Annotated in this window: 15 protein-coding genes; 12 read left to right on the plus strand and 3 right to left on the minus strand. The window is 63.7% G+C overall.

Annotated elements, in window-relative coordinates; genetic code table 11:
* Positions 1-24: 24 nt before the first annotated feature.
* From LXM88_RS30060 to LXM88_RS30070, 3 genes are all read right to left on the minus strand, one after another.
* Positions 25-258 (minus strand): hypothetical protein, encoded by a 234-nt coding sequence (locus LXM88_RS30060; protein WP_262542997.1) that lies wholly within the window; start codon positions 256-258, stop codon positions 25-27.
* A gap of 256 nt (positions 259-514) precedes the next feature.
* Positions 515-1336 (minus strand): siderophore-interacting protein, encoded by an 822-nt coding sequence (locus tag LXM88_RS30065; RefSeq protein ID WP_262542998.1) that lies wholly within the window; start codon positions 1334-1336, stop codon positions 515-517.
* 37 nt (positions 1337-1373) lie between these two features.
* On the minus strand, positions 1374-2084 hold the full coding sequence (locus tag LXM88_RS30070; protein WP_262543002.1) for a PadR family transcriptional regulator: 711 nt from the start codon (positions 2082-2084) through the stop codon (positions 1374-1376).
* A 231-nt stretch (positions 2085-2315) separates the two neighbouring features.
* Between LXM88_RS30070 and LXM88_RS30075 the strand changes: the two genes are divergently transcribed.
* The 12 genes from LXM88_RS30075 to LXM88_RS30130 all read left to right on the plus strand — a co-directional run bounded on the left by LXM88_RS30075 (position 2316) and on the right by LXM88_RS30130 (position 17701).
* Positions 2316-3059, plus strand: a complete 744-nt coding sequence (locus LXM88_RS30075; protein WP_262543004.1) for an RNA polymerase sigma factor — start codon at positions 2316-2318, stop codon at positions 3057-3059.
* 13 nt (positions 3060-3072) lie between these two features.
* Entirely contained in the window at positions 3073-3909 is an 837-nt protein-coding gene (locus tag LXM88_RS30080) for a FecR family protein (RefSeq protein WP_262543006.1), read from the plus strand.
* A 106-nt stretch (positions 3910-4015) separates the two neighbouring features.
* Entirely contained in the window at positions 4016-6472 is a 2457-nt protein-coding gene (locus LXM88_RS30085) for a TonB-dependent siderophore receptor (RefSeq protein WP_262543008.1), read from the plus strand.
* Between the two features lie 96 nt (positions 6473-6568).
* A complete protein-coding gene (gene sbnA, locus LXM88_RS30090) occupies positions 6569-7582 on the plus strand; it encodes a 2,3-diaminopropionate biosynthesis protein SbnA (RefSeq protein ID WP_262543010.1) in 1014 nt (337 codons plus the stop codon).
* A 1-nt stretch (position 7583) separates the two neighbouring features.
* Positions 7584-8603 carry a 2,3-diaminopropionate biosynthesis protein SbnB gene (sbnB, locus tag LXM88_RS30095; RefSeq protein ID WP_262543011.1) on the plus strand — a complete coding sequence of 340 codons (1020 nt, stop codon included), beginning with the start codon at positions 7584-7586 and terminating at the stop codon, positions 8601-8603.
* Positions 8600-10450 (plus strand): IucA/IucC family protein, encoded by a 1851-nt coding sequence (locus LXM88_RS30100; RefSeq protein WP_262543013.1) that lies wholly within the window; start codon positions 8600-8602, stop codon positions 10448-10450. Before sbnB ends, LXM88_RS30100 begins: the two co-directional genes overlap by 4 nt.
* Complete coding sequence (locus LXM88_RS30105; protein ID WP_262543015.1) at positions 10450-11649, plus strand: MFS transporter; 1200 nt, start codon at positions 10450-10452, stop codon at positions 11647-11649. The genes LXM88_RS30100 and LXM88_RS30105 overlap by 1 nt, the downstream gene beginning before the upstream one ends.
* 5 nt (positions 11650-11654) lie before the next feature.
* A complete protein-coding gene (locus tag LXM88_RS30110; RefSeq protein WP_262543017.1) occupies positions 11655-13493 on the plus strand; it encodes an IucA/IucC family protein in 1839 nt (612 codons plus the stop codon).
* A complete protein-coding gene (locus LXM88_RS30115; RefSeq protein ID WP_262546986.1) occupies positions 13490-15259 on the plus strand; it encodes an IucA/IucC family protein in 1770 nt (589 codons plus the stop codon). Before LXM88_RS30110 ends, LXM88_RS30115 begins: the two co-directional genes overlap by 4 nt.
* Positions 15256-16053 carry an HpcH/HpaI aldolase family protein gene (locus LXM88_RS30120; RefSeq protein WP_262543019.1) on the plus strand — a complete coding sequence of 266 codons (798 nt, stop codon included), beginning with the start codon at positions 15256-15258 and terminating at the stop codon, positions 16051-16053. The genes LXM88_RS30115 and LXM88_RS30120 overlap by 4 nt, the downstream gene beginning before the upstream one ends.
* Positions 16050-17288: a type III PLP-dependent enzyme gene (locus LXM88_RS30125; protein ID WP_262543020.1), complete on the plus strand. Its 1239-nt coding sequence runs from the start codon at positions 16050-16052 to the stop codon at positions 17286-17288. Before LXM88_RS30120 ends, LXM88_RS30125 begins: the two co-directional genes overlap by 4 nt.
* Positions 17285-17701: a ParB N-terminal domain-containing protein gene (locus LXM88_RS30130; protein WP_262543022.1), complete on the plus strand. Its 417-nt coding sequence runs from the start codon at positions 17285-17287 to the stop codon at positions 17699-17701. Before LXM88_RS30125 ends, LXM88_RS30130 begins: the two co-directional genes overlap by 4 nt.
* The last annotated feature ends 440 nt before the right edge of the window (positions 17702-18141 follow it).

Here is an 18141-nt window from a genome sequence, read left to right on the forward strand (position 1 = left end):
GGAAGGAAACCGGGCGGGGCGCCGTCAGCCGGGCGCGCCGGGCGTGCGGGCCGGTTCGGCCGACGCGGACGGGCCGCCGCCCGCATCGTGCAGTTCGGGCGTATCGGCCGGGTGCTGCGCGGCGTCGCGGTCGAGGGCGCTTTCCTTCAGGATCGCGCACATCGCGACGAACAGCGCGAGTACGACTGCGGCGAGGCCGCAATAGCCGGCGATCTTCAGGTTGCGAAGGAAAGGCGAAGCGTGGCTTTCTTTTGTCATGACCGGGCGCTCCTGGGCGGGCTGCGGCGGCTGTCGCGTGATAGCGGCGTCGCAGACATACATATATACCAGCCGCGAGGCCGATGCCAAGCTCGTCGGTGCGCCGGCGCCACGGACGCATCACCCGTCCGCCGCCGGCCGGGTGCTCATAAGCCGGGTATCCGTGAGCCGGATGCCAGTCGCCGGGAGCGCGTATGCAGGGGCCCGTCGTCGGGAGCCCGTATGCCGGATGCCCGTCGCCGGAAGCCCGTATGCGTCAATCTTCCAGCGTTTCGTGCACGGCCGCCGCGCCGCGCTTCCAGTAGGCCGCCGCGCGGATGCGCGACTTGTCGACGCCGCGCTCGCCGGTCAGGTGCTGACGCACCGCGCGCATCGACAGCGCTTCGCCGGCCGCCCACACGTAGCCGTCGCCGGATGACGGCAGCGGCAGGTCGCGAACCGCATTCAGCAGCGCGTCGCCGTCCGCCGCGTCCGCTTCCGCGCGGAAGCGCCAGATTTCATGCACGTCTGCGCGCGTATCGAACGAGATCTGCGCGGTACGATCCGCGACTTCCAGCACGACCGCCGCGCGCGCACCGGCCGGCAGTTCCTCGAGACGCCGTGCGATTGCCGGCAGCGCCGTATCGTCGCCGATCAGCAGATGCCAGTCGAAACCGGTCGGGACGACGAACGAACCGCGCGGCCCGCCGATACCCAGCCATTGTCCGACGCGTGCCTGCGCAGCCCACTGCGATGCGGGGCCCGGATGGTTCAGCACGAATTCCAGATCCAGTTCGCATGCGGCGCGGTCGAAGCGGCGCGGCGTGAAGTCGCGCGCGACCGGCTTCGATTCGCCTTCCGGAAACTCGGGGCCGTTCGCGCCAAGCGTTGGCATCGCGGGCCGTTCGGCGCCGGGCGGCGGGAAAAACACCTTCACGTGATCGTCGAACGACGCGGATTCGAAATCCGCGAGATCGGGGCCGCCGAGCGTGACGCGCAGCAGATGCGGCGTCACGGCATGCACGCGCAGCACCTGCAGCAGGCGGAACTTGAGGGTGTGGCGCACGCGGGTGACGGTGCGCTCGGATGTGTTCTGCATCGATCCGTACTCCTTGGGTTTGACGGGGCGGCGCGGATTACGCGCCGGTGCCGCCTTCGATTTCGGCCGTCGCGCGGCGCATGATTGCCGCGATGCGGCGCTGTTCGTCGGGGCCGGCTGCGCTCTTGTGCAGCAGCGCCCGCTTGAGCGCGACGCGTGCTTCGACGAACTCCGGCAGCCAGCCCGCCTGCGATTCGTCCTGTGCGTCGTTGCCCGCCGATTCCCCGGCGAACGCACGGCGCATGAATTCCATCTTGCGCGCGAGGTGCGTGAGGCGCGCGAACAGCGTGTCGACGCGTTCGCGCTGCGCGTCGAGATGCGCGCGGCCTGCGTCGGTCAGCGCATAGCGCTTGCGATTGCCTTCCGCCTGCGACGCGACGAAGCCGACTTCCTCGAGATACGTGAGCGCCGGATACACCATGCCCGGGCTCGGGCTGTAGAAGCCGTTCGAACGCGTGTCGAGCGCCTTGATCAGCTCGTAGCCGTGGCTCGGCTGCTCGGCGACCAGCGCGAGCAGCAGCAGCTGCAGATCGTCGGAGCTGAACTGGCGGCCGCGCGGCATGCCGTCGTCGCCGAAATCGCCAAAGCCGCCGCGCCCGCCGCGGCCGCCGAACGGGCCGCCACCGAACGGATCGTGGCCGCGGCGGTGGCGGCCGATCGCGTACCAGAGACCGGCGAACCAGTCAGGGCCGGCATGCGCACCATGACCGTCGCATCGGGCATGGCCGCGGGAAGGGTTGTGTCGCATGATCGTGTCCTATATATCGTAAAACATATCTAAAGATATATATCGAAAGATAGGTCGTCAAGGGGATTTATTGGGGGTTGGATGGAGGGGCGTGTCCTTGCAGGCCGGTGACTATGCTTCCCACCGTCGTGCCGCGGCCGACCTGGGCGCTGGGGCAGCGCGGGCACTGTCTGCTTTCACATCCCCGGCCCAATGTGCCAACGCATGGCCGGCGTGGTTTGCGTGGCAACCATGAGCAAGCTTCTCGCGATGGACACCAGCGACGATGGCGAACAGGAAATGCGCGCTTTCTGCGCTGGCTGGCAAGATCCACGCGTGATTGCAGTAACGGATCGAGCACGTCCGGAACGATTCATCGCTGTTGTTGACAGTTTTGTAATCGGTGGCAATAATGAGAATTATTATCATTTTGGGCGTGATGCTCGCTCATCCCGTAACAATGTGACAGGCTTGCACCGCGACTCCGCCCACTCCCCGTTGATCGCTGCATTCGTCAAACACTACGAGGAGCTCGTCAACCACGTCCGGCATCGCTTCGGTGATCGCGCATTTGCCTGCGACGTCGTCCAGGATGTCGGGGTTCAGCTTCTTCAGCGGCCACCCGGCGAGCCGATCCATACACCGCTCGCCTTTTTGCGTCATTTGTCGATACATCGGGCCATTGACCGTTGGAGAGGGGACGAGGTGCACGCGAGTCATACGGAGTCGGCCGGCATCGTCGTTCCCGACATGCGGTCGGACGATATCGATGGGGAGCAGGCACTGAGCTACCAGCAGACCGTGCAGGAACTCGAGCGGATCATCAATGCGTTGCCCGAGCGTTGCCGCGAGGTGTTCATCCTCCACAAGCTGCACGATTTGTCGCAGGAAGAAGTGGCGGTGCAATTGCGAATATCACGTAATATGGTCGCCAAACATATGGCCCGCGCGATGATGGCCCTCACACCGATCCTGCAGAATACTCTGCATACCTAGACGGCAAATGCCGATGTTGCCTGAGCCTTCCCGTAGCCACGATTCGAAACCTTTCCAAGACAGCTCGCTCGACACCTTCAAGGACGCGCTGCGTGCGCGTTATCCGCTTGATGTGGTCGTGCGCCGAGCGGCGCGCCGGCGGACCATCCGGCGAGTCATCGGCGGCACGATGCTGACGGTGGTGTCGGCCGTTTCAATCTGGCTTGTCGATCCGGCTTACCGCATCGATACGCTGCAGACTGCAGTGGGCGAGCACCGTGACTGGTCGCTTGCCGATGGCAGTCGGCTTGCGCTGAACACGGGGTCGTCGGCCCGCATTGAATGGCATGTTCGGTCCCGGCGTCTGTCGATCGAGCGCGGCGAGGCATCGATCGAGGTCGCGCATTCTCCGTATCGGCCCCTCGTCACCCATGCGGGCGATGTCACGATTCACGACATCGGCACGACGTTCGCAGTCCGTCGCGGTACTGGAGACGTGCGGATCGGCGTTGAGTCCGGCTCGGTAGCCGTCGCTGTGGGTGCGCATGCGCCGGTGACTCTTCAACCCAATCAATCCGTGATTGTCGAAGCGGGCCGCATCGGCATGCCCGAGCGGTTCGACCCGGCCGATGCGCTGGGTTGGCGCGATGGGCGACTGGTTTTCGACGGTACGCCCTTGAGTGTGGCGATCGTCGAAATTCGCCGTTATCGGACGGCGCCCGTCGACCTCGATCCCCGTGTCGCGAACCTGCGGCTTTCCGGCCAATTCAATACAGACAACGTCGACGCGTTGCTGGACATGCTGCCCGGCATACTGCCGCTCAAGGTAAAGCGCTCCGCGAACGGCGCGGTAACCGTCGCTCACCGCTAGTTATCCCAAAAAATATTTTTGTCCGGACGTCAACAAAGCAGTCAGCCCGTCCGGCAACCCTCGTGAGCATCATCGATTCATTACGATTCAAACGAGGAGCGGTGGCATGGGGGTTACTGGGCGCGAAGTCGGTGTGGGGCGTATTGTGTGCGTCGCGGTTGCAAGCAGCTGTCTGTCGGCAACTGCCTGGGGGCAGGGCGGTGAAGTGTCGTCGTTCGACATTCCCTCGCAGCGTCTGGACCGCGCACTGAATGCATTTGCACGTCAATCCAATGCGCAACTGTTGTTTTCGACGTCCAGCGCCGAGCAGCGAACAAGTCCGACCGTAAAAGGCAAGATGACTGCGTCGGCAGCACTGGATCAGTTGTTGGCTGGTTCGGGGCTGCATGCCCGTGCAACGGGAAAGAACACGTTCACGGTAGAGAGTGCGTCGCCGAAAATCGATTCCGGTGCGAATCGTGCCGCAGAGCCAGTGGAGCACGCGGCCATTGAAGTATCGGGTGATCGAACCCACAGCGATCTCGTGCGACCGACCCGGCAGATCACCGTGATCGGTCGTAACGCATTGCGCGATCTCGAGGCCGGATCGAACAACCTGGCGACAGTGTTGAGCAAGGCCGTGCCCGGGATGGCCGACTCGAGCCATACGATCACCGACTACGGCCAGACCCTGCGCGGCCGGAACATCCTGGTGCTGGTTGACGGCGTACCGCTGAATACGAATCGGGATTCGGCGCGCAATCTGGCGAACGTCGATCCGAACAACATCGAGAAAGTCGAAGTGCTGCGCGGCAGCAGCGCCGTTTATGGTGCGGGCGCGACGGGCGGCATCGTGTCGATCACGACCCGCCAGCCGGGCGGCGAGCCGCGTGCCGAGACGACGTTCTCCATGACGTCGCCGCTGTCGCATCTGGGTAGCGGCGGCCTCGGCGGCACGGTGCAACAGTTTTTCGCGGGCAGCAACGGCCCCGTCGAATACGAATTCAATGTCGATGCGCAGCATATCGGCAGCTCATATGATGCGCGCGGCCATCGTATTGCGCCGGAGCCCAGCCAAGGTGACCTGTTCGACTCGAACGTCTACAACGTCGAAGGCAAGCTCGGATTCCGGATCGATGCGAATCAACGCATCGTGTTCTCGGCGAGCCACTACGACGCCAAGCAAGACACGCACTACGGAAGCGATCCGTCGGTTGCGAAACTGCCGCCGGGCACGGCCGTTGCGCGCGCAAAAGACGGGCTCCAGCTCGACGACCAGAATCGGATTCGCAACACGCAGCTCAACCTGCAGTACAGCAACAAGGACGTGCTCGGCAGCGAGGTGGCAGCCCAGCTCTACTACCGGAACTACTACACGCGCTTCGCGCCGTTCGACGCGCGCGCGGTTGCTACGCGCGGCAACAACATCGACCAGGTCATGCAGGATTCGAAGGTGTTCGGCAGTCGCCTGACGATCACGACGCCGCTCGATCATGCCGGCCGCACGAAGATTCAGTGGGGCGCAGACTTCAACCAGGAACGCAGCGACATGCCGGACGACATTTTTTCGCCGGCCGCTTACGACGCCAGCGGTGGTCTTGTCTACCGCAAGACCGGAACGCTGACATACCTGCCGACGCTCACAACGACCAGCGTCGGCGGCTTCGCGCAACTGCAGCACAAGTTCAACGACAAATGGTCGGCGGAAGCCGGTGTGCGCTATGAGCATGCGAGCGCGAGCTTCGACAGCTTTGTGCCGCTCTCGCAGTTGCGGCTTGCGAAGAAGTACACGGTGCCCGGCGGGTCGACCGGTTACGGCGCATGGCTGTTCAATGCGGGCATCGCCTACGCACCGGTGCCGAGCCAGGAGGTCTACGCGTCGTTCAGTCAAGGGTTCCAGTTGCCGGACGTCGGCCTGCAACTGCGTAACGCCACCGCCGGCTTCGACATCCATTCGTCGAGCCTCGAACCCGTGAAGACCAACAACTACGAGATCGGCTGGCGCGGCAGTCTCGGCAACCACGCCGATGGCACGCTCGCGCTCTTCTACACGACGTCCGAGCTTGGCGACGTACAGAGTTTCAACAATGGCCTGATCCTTACGCGCACGGCCGAGCGCATCGCCGGCATCGAGGCGACTGTCGACTACACGTCCGACGACGACAAGTGGGGCGCGGGCGGCACGATCACCTACATGCAGGGTCGTGAGCGTCCGCAGAACAGCGCGAATTTCCAGAACATGACCGGGTACCGCATTCCGCCGCTCAAGCTGACCGGCTATCTCGAATATCGCCCGAACCCGCGCTGGAGCAATCGACTGCAGGCGACGTTCTATGCGGCGCGCGATTACCGGCTCAACGACAAGATCAGCTTCGGGCGCATGGACGTTGGCAGCTACACGACCGTGGACCTGATCTCGCGCTATCAGATCACGAAGAAAGATCGCGTGACCGTCGGCGTCGAAAACTTGCTGAATCGGTACTACCTGCCGCTCTACAGCCAGCTCATGCGTAACAGCAACAACACGAGCCGCCTGCCCGCCGCAGGTGCCGTGCTGACCGCTAGCTATACCCACCGCTGGTAAGCGCGTGCGGCGTTCCAACGGGCGCCGTACGCATTTGAAGTGAAATGAGACGCAATCTCATTCATTGTTAGAAATGTTCTCGATAAGGAGGGAGTGATGATCGGCAAAAGCATCGTCGACTGCATCGGCAGCACACCGCTCGTACGGCTCGACCGCCTGTACGCCGGACGCGGGGCAGAAGTCTTTGCCAAGCTGGAAATGCTGAATCCGGCGGGCAGCATCAAGGACCGTCCGGCCCGGTACATCGTCGAGCGCGGTCTTGCGGACGGCACGATCGCGTCTGGCGCACACGTGATCGAAAGTTCGTCCGGGAATCTGGCGATTGCGCTGGCGATGGTGTGTCGGTTGAAGGGCTTGCGCTTCACTGCGATTGTCGATCCGAAAATCTCGCAGACCAACCTGAAGATCCTGCGCTGCTACGGCGCGGGCATCGAGCAAGTCACGCGCAAGGACAGCCAGGGCGGCTATCTCGAAACCCGCATTGCACGCGTGCAGGAAATGCTTGCCGAGGATGCAAGCGCCGTATGGATCAATCAATACGGTAATCCGCGCAACTGGGAGAGTCATTTCCACGGCGAAGGCGACGAAATCGCCCGCACGCTCGAGCAGCCTGCCGATGCGCTCGTGCTCGGTGTCAGCACGTCGGGCACCGTGCTCGGCATCGCGCGCCGTCTGAGGCAGGCGTGGCCCGATCTGAAGGTCGTCGCCGTCGATGCCGTCGGTTCCGTGTTGTTCGGCGCGAAGCCGGGCCCGCGCGAACTGCCGGGCATCGGCGCAAGTCGTGTTCCCGAATTGCTGTGCCTGGACGACATCGACGAGGTCGAGCACGTGGACGACTACGACGCGGCGATGGGATGCCGTCGGCTGCTCGACCGCGAAGGCATCTTCGCCGGCGGATCGTCCGGCGCCGTCGTCGTCGCGATCGACCGTTTGCTCGCGCGCTCGGCGCGGCCCCTGCGCATTGTCACGCTGTTGCCCGATCGCGGGGAACGCTATCTCGACAGTGTTTACGACGACGAGTGGCTTGCCCGTGTGGCCGCTTCTCGCGTCATCGACGTCCATCCGGACACATCGACGCTTTCATCGACCATTCTCGAAGAGGTTAACTGACATGACCCAATCTGCTGATTCCGGCCTGCTTTATCTTGGCCGTCAGGACCTGATCGCCCTCGGCGGCGACCGTTCGCAACCTTACGTCGATGCGATTGCCGACGGACTCGCACTGCATGCGCGGCGTGCCTTCGTTCAGCCGCTGAAGCCGTATCTCCGCTGGCCGGGCGCCGACCACATCGCTGATCGCATCATCGCGATGCCGTGCTACGTGGGCGGCACGGACCCGATCGCCGGGCTGAAGTGGATCGGCAGCCGGCAGCACAATCCGTCCCGATTCGGTCTCGAGCGGGCCAGCGCGGTGATCGTGCTGAACGACGCCGACACGAACTATCCGGTCGCGATCATGGAGGGGGGGCTGATCAGCGGAATGCGGACTGCGGCGATCAGCGCGGTGGCGACGCGGCATCTCGCGCGCGAGGGTTTCACCGACGTCGCCTGCATCGGTTGCGGGCCGATCGCGAAGATGCAGATGCAGACGCTGCTCGAGCAATTCCCCGGGATCCGTCGCGTGCATCTGTTCGATCTGTCGAGCGATGCGATGCGCAACTTCAGCCGTGAACTGACGACACGCTTTCCGCAGGTCGCGTGCGAAGAGATGGCGAGCGCCGAGCTCGCGGTGCGCGCGGCCGACGTGATCGTGACCTGCACGGTCACCGACACGCCGTATCTCGAATACGCGTGGCTCAAGCGTGGCGCGTTCGTCTGCAATGTATCCATCATGGACGTGCACAAGGAGGTGTACGAGAAGGCGGACAAGGTGATTGTCGACGACTGGGATCAGTCGAATCGCGAGAAAAAGATCATCAATCAGCTGGTTCTCGAAGGACGTTTCAGCCGCGAGCGCTTGCATGCGGAACTCGGTGAAATCGTCATCGGCGAGCGCCCGGGACGGGAGCGCGACGACGAAATCATCCTGCTCAATCCGATGGGCATGGCGCTCGACGACATGGTCTGCGCGCGCCACTTCTATCGCCGCGCGACCGAGCAAGGCGTGGGCACCCGGCTGCCGCTGCTATGACCGACGCCGACATCGTAGCCGACCGTCCGTCGGCGCCGGGCGCTGCGGGCGCATACGACGGCAGCGTCGACCGGTTGCTTGCACAGGACCTGCTCGATGCGCTGTGGCTGGAGGATCTGTACGGCTTCCGCGCGCGCTCTTTCTGGCTGGGCGGCACCACTGCCGACCGGCTGGCCGTGCCGCTCGGCGGTGGCGCGACGTTGCAATGGCATGGCGTGCGGCTGCACGGCATGCGACCGCTGAGGGTCGCGCGAGCGGGGGCGTTCGTGCAGAGGGTGAGCGAATCCGGCCGGCAGTCGCTGAGCGTAGGTCAGACGCTCGACGCGTTGCAGCGTGCCGATTGGTGGCCCGCCTACAGCGATCGGCTTGCCGAGCTGCTGGCCCTTGCCGAACGGCAAATCGCGAAAACGTTTGCTGCACAGGCGCGCTGGTTGGCCGACGTCGACCGCAATCCGTACAGCCTGATGACATGGGAATCGATCTGCTGCCTGCGGGATCGACCGTTCCATCCGGTTGCACGCGCGAAGCTATGGCCTGGAGGCCCGGGTGACGCGTACGAGGTTGAGGCCGGTCAGGTTGCGCTGCGCTGGGTTGCTGTTTTGCCTGACGCATTGCGATACGGCGACGATGCCGCGCTTGCATCGGCCGGCGCTCAACCGATCGCCCGCACCGTCCTGGAAAAGGAGGCGTTCGTGGTGCTGGCGCATCGCGCCGCTTCGCTCGGAATCGATCCAGAGGCACTCTGGCTGCCGGTTCATCCCTGGCAATGGGACCACCTTCAGCGAGCGCATCCCCAACTGGCCACTCGGTGTATCGATCTCGGAACCGGGGTCGGCACGGCTCGGCCAACCGCGTCGCTGCGCACGCTCGGCATTGGAGCGGATGCGCGAACGCACCTGAAGTTGTCGCTGAGCGTTCAGGCGCTCGGTGCGTCACGCGTCATGCCGCCACGTTATCTGCACAACGCGGTGCTGGCCGAACGCTGCCTGCGTGCGCTTTGCGCGCGGGACACCTGGCTCGGTGAACATCTCGAATTGTGCGACGAGCGCGCGTGGTGGGCACTCGGCAACGACCGAACGCTGATCGAAGAGCTGGGTGAACTGGCCTGCATGTTGCGGCGATATCCCGACGGCGCTGGCTGGCTGTTGCCGATGGCCGCATGCGCGGCATCGGCGACCGACGGGAGCCTGCCGGCGTTCGCCGTCTTGTGCGGGGCGAACGGTGCCGATGTCTCCGTGGGTGCGATGAGAGACGATGCATGGCGGATGTTCGAGCGTATCGCTCACCTTCTGATCGAACTGGGGCTAAGGTGCTTCGCTCACGGTGTCATGCCGGAGCTGCACGGTCAGAACGTGCTGCTGCGCGTCGGTCCGGACGGCCCCTGCGGTATCGTGCTGCGCGATCACGATACGTTGCGGATTTGCCCTTCCACCATGGTCGAGGCCGGTGTCGAGACGCCTGACTATGCGATCGATCGAAGCACGCCGAATACGCTGATCCTGGACACGCCGGACGCGTTGCTCGCGTACTTCCAGACGCTCGCGGTCGAGGTCAACCTGTACGCGATCATCGCCGCACTTGCCGACCGTCTCGGCGATGACGAAGGTACGGGTTGGGGGATCGTCGATCGGGTGCTGCGCGAGACGCTCGACCGTGTGTTTGGCGCGACATCGACACGTGATCGCATCGCGCGTGCGTTGTTCGATACCCCGGAATGGCCGTTCAAGCAGTTGCTTGCCCCGCTTGCGGCGCGCGCGACGCTCGGCACCGGCATGCCCAGTGGGCTCGGTACCGTACGCAATCCGTTGCATGCCGTTCGACTGCCGCAAACGGTGACGAGCCGATGATGCGCGGCTCGAACGTCGCCGTCGCCACGCTGGTCGTCTGTCAGGGCGTGATTACGCTCGGACTGATGGTGCTGGTGCCGATCATGCCGTTCTACCTGCACGATCTGAGCGGCGGCTCCGGCATCGATGCAGCACGCTGGACCAGCATTGCGCTGGCGGCTCCCGGCGTTGGCGCGCTACTTTGCGCGCCTTATGCCGGGCGATGGTGCGAGCGGTTCGGGTATCGGCGTGCGCTGCTGCTCGCCCTTGCACTGTTCGTCGCGAGCATGACGACGATGGCAGTTTCGCGGGACGTCTTCATGTTCGTGGCGGGCCGCGTGCTGCAAGGCGCGAGCACCGTTGGCGTGATCATCACGGCGTTCATCGCGCGCGTGAGCGACCCCGAATCCCAGGGGCGCTCGCTTGGCTGGCAAGAGTCCGCGGTCGCAGCCGGTGCGCTGGCAGGCCCGGTGCTCGGCGGCGTGTTGCAGGACCACTGGTCGGTACGGCCGTTGCTGCTCGGGGTCGCAATCTGCACAGGCGTTGCGCTGCTTCTGCTGATGTTTGGACTGCGCGAACCTGGCGAGCGCGGGACGGAGAACGATGCAGGCACGGTACACGCCCGACGTGCATGGTTTGTCGATCCTGTCCTGCTGCGTTGGCTGCTTGCGGGTGCGCTGACGCAGGCCGGCGCATTCTCGCTCGTCAACGTGTTTGCCCTGTTCGTTGATGCGCGCCTGGGAGGCACCTCATCCCTTGCAAGCAAGATCGGCGTGGTGCATGCACTCGGCTGGGCCGCGACGCTGGTTGCCGGGCCGTGGTGGGGTGCTCGCAACGACCGTGGCGACCCGGCCCGTCATTTCATCGCAGCGGCGCTGGCGTGCGCGATCGTCCTCGCACTGATGCCGTTTGCTTCGCGTTTGTGGGAACTCGGGGCGTTGCGTATTGCTCAGGGCGCCTGCTACGCGGCGCTCGCCCAGTCGGCATTGCTGCTCTGCTGCCGAACGGTGCCGCCCGTGATGCGAAGCCGCGTAACCGTCGTCTCAAAGAGTGCAATGGTCCTTGGGCAGTTGCTCGGGCCGCTTGCCGTTCTTCTTTTTCTTCCGTTTGTCGGCCCGGCCGCAACGCTTTGGCTGACCGCCTCGATGTTCGTCGCGGCGGCGGCGGTCGCGTGCACGGCGCCGACAGTCAGTCCCTTCTCCGTTTCCGATTCGAGGTAAGAGCCATGCTGTTTTCCTCTCCACGATCAACGCCGCTGGCGCGAAGTGCCTCGCTGCAAGCCACCCAGGCATCGCACGCATTGTGCCGTGTCGATCAAGCGAATGCTGCCGCCGGTGGTTTGTCCTCGCTCGATCGACGTCTGCTCGAACAATACTTCAACACTTATTGTCGGGAGACCGGGCATTTCGATCCGCGTGTTTCGCCTGATGCGGATTGCGATCTCGCAGACGGCCTGCGTGCTGTCGTGCAGGCTTGGCGCGATGCAGGATCAGGGGTTGCGTCCGTCACGTTTCCAGACGACGGAACCAGTCTGTACGTCGCGCTCGACTACTTCTCCCCGATCGGGTTTCATCGGGTGGGGCGGCATGCGGTCATGCATCTTTCCGACGGCAGTCATGTTCCGTTCGACGGTATCGATGCACTGACGTCGCGCATCGCACGATCGCTGGAACAGCGCCTGCCTTCGGGAAGCCCCGAATGGCTCGGACGTTTCACTTCGCTCATGCACAACAGTGTCGAGCGCGTGCGCTATTACCACGCGCAGGATTCGAACCGTGAAGCGTCGTCATTCGTACGTGCCGAACAATCGCTCCGCTTCGGACACGTATTTCACGTCACTTCGAAGGCATCGGAAGGTTTCGCCGAGGTCGATTTGCAGGCCTTCGCGCCGGAACTGGGCGCTTCGTTTCGATTGCATTACTTTGCAGTCGCAACCAAATGGCTCGACACGCGTTCAATCAACGAATCTCATCCGCCAATCGATCCAGAGGCGATGCACGCGGCAGCCGCATTGCTGGGCGACAGCGAATATCGTCTGTTGCCGTGTCATCCGTGGCAAGCGGAATACCTGTTGCAACAGGATGCGATCCGCGAACTGCTCGCGCGTCGCGAGCTGATCTCGCTCGGCCCTCTTGGTGAAATCGTCTGGCCCACGTCGTCGGTCCGGACGGTATGGCTGCCGGTGCAGCGGCGATTCCTGAAATTGCCGCTCGATGTCCGGATAACCAATTTCGTCCGAAACAATCCGCCCGAGCAGGTAGCTCGTGCGCTGGACGCGAGTCGCTACATCGCGACGCTGCCTGTCGAGAGTCGCGCGTCGGAGGCGTTCGAGATTCTGCTCGACGGCGCGTGCACAGCGCTGGAGACGAGGGACGCCGCGTTGCGGGCAAGCACGGCGGTTCTTTATCGCGACGGAATGCGGGACGGCGTCGGCGATGACGCTCAGGTGCTGGCGACCGTGCTCGAGGAGCCGGCCGAAGGTGAATCGGCACTCGCGTTACTGCTTCGCGACGCACTCGGGAACGCGCCCGGCGACGAGCGGATCGCCGCATGGTGGACGCGCTATCTGGAGGTCACGTTGATGCCGCTGCTTCGCTTGTTCGCACGCTATGGCGTCAGCCTCGAGGCCCACCTTCAGAACGCGATGGTTGCATTTCGCGACGGCTGGCCGGTGCGGGGCTACGTACGAGACATGGAAGGGGCGAGCATCAGCCGGGTCCGTTGTGTCCATCCGTTGCCGCTTTCTGACGACAGTCCGGCGCTCTACCGCGATGAAGAAGCATGGAATCGCTTCCTGTACTACGTGCTCGTCAATCATGTCGGCCATGTGATCGCAAGCGTGGCGCGCGCCGGCTACGGCGACGAAGCGATGCTCTGGCGCGTGACGGCAGGCGTTTGGTCGCGCGATGCGGAACCGGCCGTTGTCGCGTTGCTGGACGATGTCCGCGGTCGAGCGACGCTGCCTGCCAAGGCGAACATGATGAGCTGCTTCGGACGGCATGGCGAGGCGCCGGCATGGGTCGACATTCCCAATCCGCTGATGACCGAGGAGGCACGCGCATGAAATTCTCGACATTCGAAGCGCTGTTCGAGAGCGCTGCCTATCGTGACGCGGGGCAACGCGTCGTGCGCCAACTGCTGGAGGCGCTTCTGTTCGAAGATGCGCTGCCCGATGTTGCATGGTCGGGCGACATGCTTTCGATCCCGGCAACGGACGCGGCCGGCGAAGCAGTGTTCTATCGGTGCAACGCACGTCGCACTGTGTCGTTCGGCCGAATCCGGATCGTCTCTCCCGTTCGCAGGATCCAATGTGGGGTGGAGACGGCAGCGGACGACGTTGCGCGTGTCGTTGCGGAACTCGGGCCGCGACTGGGAGCCGACCCGGTTCGCCTCGCGCAGTTCGGCGCCGAACTGTCCTCCACGCACATCAAGGACGCGCAGACGCGTGCCGCACAGGCGGGGAAGTCGCTGCGCACGGCGAGTTACGACGAGATCGAATCGGCCTTGATCGGTGCGCACCCGTATCATCCTGGATACAAGTCGAGAATGGGCTTCACGCTCGACGACAACGAACGTTACGCGCCGGAATGTTCGCCGGGTGTGGTCCCGATGCTCGTCGCCGTACGTCGGGACCATTGTCGATCGAGCGCCGGCCGCGACGTCGTCGCACGCGATCCCCGTCATCTCCTGTCGCCGGAAGAGCAGGCGGCATTCGAGGTGCAACTCGCGCAACGGGGCCTGGAGCCAGACGACTACGTACCGCTCCCGGTGCATCCGTGGCAATGGAGCGCGGTTGCCGAAACGGCCTGCCACTGCGCGTTCGCGCGGCGAGAGCTGGTACCGATCGGGCCGCTCGCCGGCCGCTATCGACCGCAGCAGTCGATCCGCACGCTTGCCAACGTGAACCGGCTCGACGCACCGTCGCTCAAGCTCGCGATGAATCTCGTCAACACGTCGACGTCGCGGGTGCTTGCGCCGCACACCGTCTGCAATGCCGCGCCGATGAGCGACTGGCTCGACGATCTCGCGGTGCGAACGGACTGGCCCGAACCGCTCGTGCGGCCGGTGATTCTCAAGGAAATCGCCGGCGTCGCCTATGTGCCGCCGGTTCCGGTGGCGGGGCAGTACGGCGCACTGGGCTGTATCTGGCGGGAGAGCGTTCACCGGTACTTGCGTGCGGACGAAGCGGCATTGCCCGTAACCGCGCTCACGCACATCGATGCCGACGGCCGGCCGTTGATCGCGGACTGGGTCGCACGGCATGGTGTGCGGACATGGGTTCGCCGGCTCGTGGAGCGGGCCTGGCTGCCGGTGCTGCACCTGTTGTGGCGTAACGGCACCGCGCTGGAGTCGCATGCCCAGAACATGGTGCTGCTGCACGCCGACGGGATGCCGACACGTGTCGCACTGAAGGACTTCCACGACGGCGTGCGGTACTCGAAGCAATGGCTGTCGGTGGCTCCGCCGACACTCAACGCTCCGCCTGCCGAGCACGCGCGAGTCAATCCCAATTCGTTCATCGAGACCGACGACGCCGACGAGTTGCGCGATTTCACCTGCGATGCGCTGTTCTTCGTCAATCTCGCGGAAATCGCCTGGTTCTTCTCCTGCCATTTCAATCTGGAGGAGACCGAATTCTGGGCGATCGTCTCTCGCGCGATCCATGCGTATCAGGTTCAGTGTCCGGATCTCGCGGAACGCTTCGCATTGTTCGACTGCTTTGCGCCGGAGATGGAGATCGAGCTGCTCGCCAGCCGCCGCTTCTTGCCGGAGATTCGTCTGCGGACACGCGCGACGGCGAATCCGCTCGCACAGCCGGAGTACGCATGACGTCGAACACGCTACCGCCGCGTTCGCTGAAGTCGCGGATCGGCGATTCCGATGGACCGCCGCTGGTCGGGCTGTTCTGTTCGACGCCAGCGCCGCTGAGCGTCGAGCTCATCGCTGCCGCAGGATTCGATTTCGTCGTGATCGACCTTGAACACACGCTGATCGACGGCTCGACGCTCAACGCAATGCTGCTGGCTGCGCGTGCGAGTGGTGTCGCTCCGCTCGTGCGTGTTGCCGCGTCGCATCAAATCGTGCAGGTTCTCGATGCGGGCGCGCAAGGTGTGGTCATTCCGCGCGTGCAGTCGGCGCACGATGCGCGCGTCGCGGTACGTGCCGCCCGTCATGCGCCGCTCGGACATCGCGGCCTGAACTCGACTGCCGCCAGCGGTTTCGGTCGGGACGATCTCGCGCAAGCGGTCCTGCGCGCAGCGGCCGACACGCTGGTGGTCGCAATGATCGAGGACCGTTCAGGGCTCGATTCACTCGACGCCATTGCGTCGGTCGACGGTGTCGATGCCGTGCTGGGCGGCGCGGCGGACTTGTCGCAGGATTTCGGTCTGCCGTGGCAGACCGGACATGCGGAAGTTCGTGCCGCGCTTGCACGAATCGAAACCGTTGCCCGCAAGCACGGAAAGACATTCTGCGCGCTCCCGCGCAACGCCGACGAAATTGCCGAGATGCATCGCTCGGGCGTTCGCCTCTTGATCGCAGGGGACGATCGCGGCATCGCACGACGAGCGATGGCAGCACAACGGAATGCCTGTTTGCAGGACTTTCACGGAAATCCACGATGAACCGAACATTGATCGAACATTATCTCGCCGGCGCAACGTCGCCCGTCTGTGCCTATCTGTACGATCTCGAACATCTGCGTGCCCGTACGGCGGGACTCGTCGAGCAACTTCCGTCCGGCTGCGAACTGTTCTACGCGATCAAGGCGAACAGTGACGCGGAAGTGCTGCGCGCGCTCGACGGGGTGGTCGCAGGCTACGAAGTGGCCTCGCTCGGCGAGGTGGTTCGTGCGAGGGAGGTCGGCCCTCATGCCCGGATCGTATTTGGCGGTCCCGGCAAGACCGACGCCGAGCTCGAAGGTGCACTCGCACGTGACGTCGAGCTGTTTCATGTCGAGAGCCAACTGCAATTGCGGCGGCTTGACGCGGTAGCGGCACGCATGGGGCGACGTGCACGTGTGCTGCTGCGCGTGAATCCGAATTCGCTCACGGTCGATCCGGACGACGCGCGGCCGCAGGGTACGCTGACAATGGGTGGCCAGCCGACTCAGTTCGGCATTGAAGAGGACGAACTGCCGGACGTGATCGCGATCGCGCGCTCGCTCGCTGCCGTGGAACTGGTCGGTCTTCACGTACACGCTCTGTCGAACAACCTGGATGCGGAATCGCATCTTGCGCTGATGCGCCATTACCTGTCGCTTGCGAGCCGGTTGCATCGCGAATGCGGACTTCCGCTGGAGACGCTTAACGTTGGCGGCGGGATCGGCGTGAACTATGCCGATCCACCGAACGGGTTCGACTGGAGGCGCTTCTGCAGCGGGCTCGGCGCCTTGCTGGCCGACGTCGATGCGCGGTGCCGAATCGTGTTCGAGTGCGGGCGCTTCATTGCCGCCGACTGTGGCTACTACGTGACCGAAGTCGTCGACCTCAAGCGCAACCACGGGAAGTATTTCGCGATCTTGCGCGGCGGTACGCACCATTTCCGGCTACCCGTGTCATGGCAGCACAATCATCCGTTCTCGATCGTGCCTGACGAAACGTGGCCGTACGAATTCGAACGCCCGTCGCTCGAATGTGTGGCCGTCACGTTGTGCGGCGAGTTGTGTACTCCGAAGGACGTGCTTGCGCGTGACGTCGAGATAGCGCATTTGCGTGTGGGTGACCGTATCGTGTTCAGACTGGCGGGTGCCTATGGGTGGCACATATCGCACCACGATTTCCTGAGCCATCCGCATCCCGAGCGCAGGTTTGTCGGGGTGCCGCAGAATGCGGACCTTCGTCCGGAGGTGCTGGCATGAAGCTGGCAACTTTTCCGATCGAGTTCATCTCGACCGAGACGATTCTGCCCAACGAAGAACACAGCGCGACACATGCAGCGGAGCTCGCAAGCGCGATGAAAAGCAGCGGGCTGTGGCGCGTGCCGATCGTTCTCGAGCGTGAGAGCCTTGCAGTAATGGATGGTCATCATCGTCTGGCAGCGGCACGATCGCTCGGATTGGCCAAGGTACCGGTGTTGCGGCTCGAGTACCGGCACGTCACGGTAGTCGCATCGCGTGACGGGTTTATCGTGACCCCCGAGGAGATCCTGGCGCGCGCTCGCCATGGGAGGCTCTATCCGGAGAAAACCACGCGGCACGTGTTTCCGTCGCCGATACCGAACTGCAATATCTCGCTGGTTTTGTGTCAGGGCGATATGCGGAAAGGGGCTTGATTCGGGAGCAGCGGTCCCATAGGGTTCGCTGCAAACAGGGTTTCGAACGGATACGGGCGGGGCAGTCGCGCGGCTCGCCCTCTTTCGACGCCATCGATCGTGAGGCGCAGCCATGCCGCCCCGTATTCGCCTGCCGATGACACTGCGAGAAACTCGCCGTGGCACAGCAGCCTGTCGGAATAAATGAAGCAATGTTGATTTTAAGAACGCTGGCGGTAATTATTTAAATTACCGAAATGATTTAATTTCTTCGCGGTTTATCAAACAAAATGTCCGCGGCGGCAAAGGTGCTTGAATCCGCCCCGTCATTCAATGTGATCTCAACCAGGTAACGCACGTCGGTAATGGCCTGAGCGCCGATCAAGATTTTCGACCCTATATTTGCACCCTGGAAATCCGTCGAAAATGTAAAGCATTGCAATATAAAATCCCGGGCTGCG

It is taken from the genome of Burkholderia sp. S-53 (assembly GCF_025560745.1).
Classification (GTDB): domain Bacteria; phylum Pseudomonadota; class Gammaproteobacteria; order Burkholderiales; family Burkholderiaceae; genus Burkholderia; species Burkholderia pyrrocinia.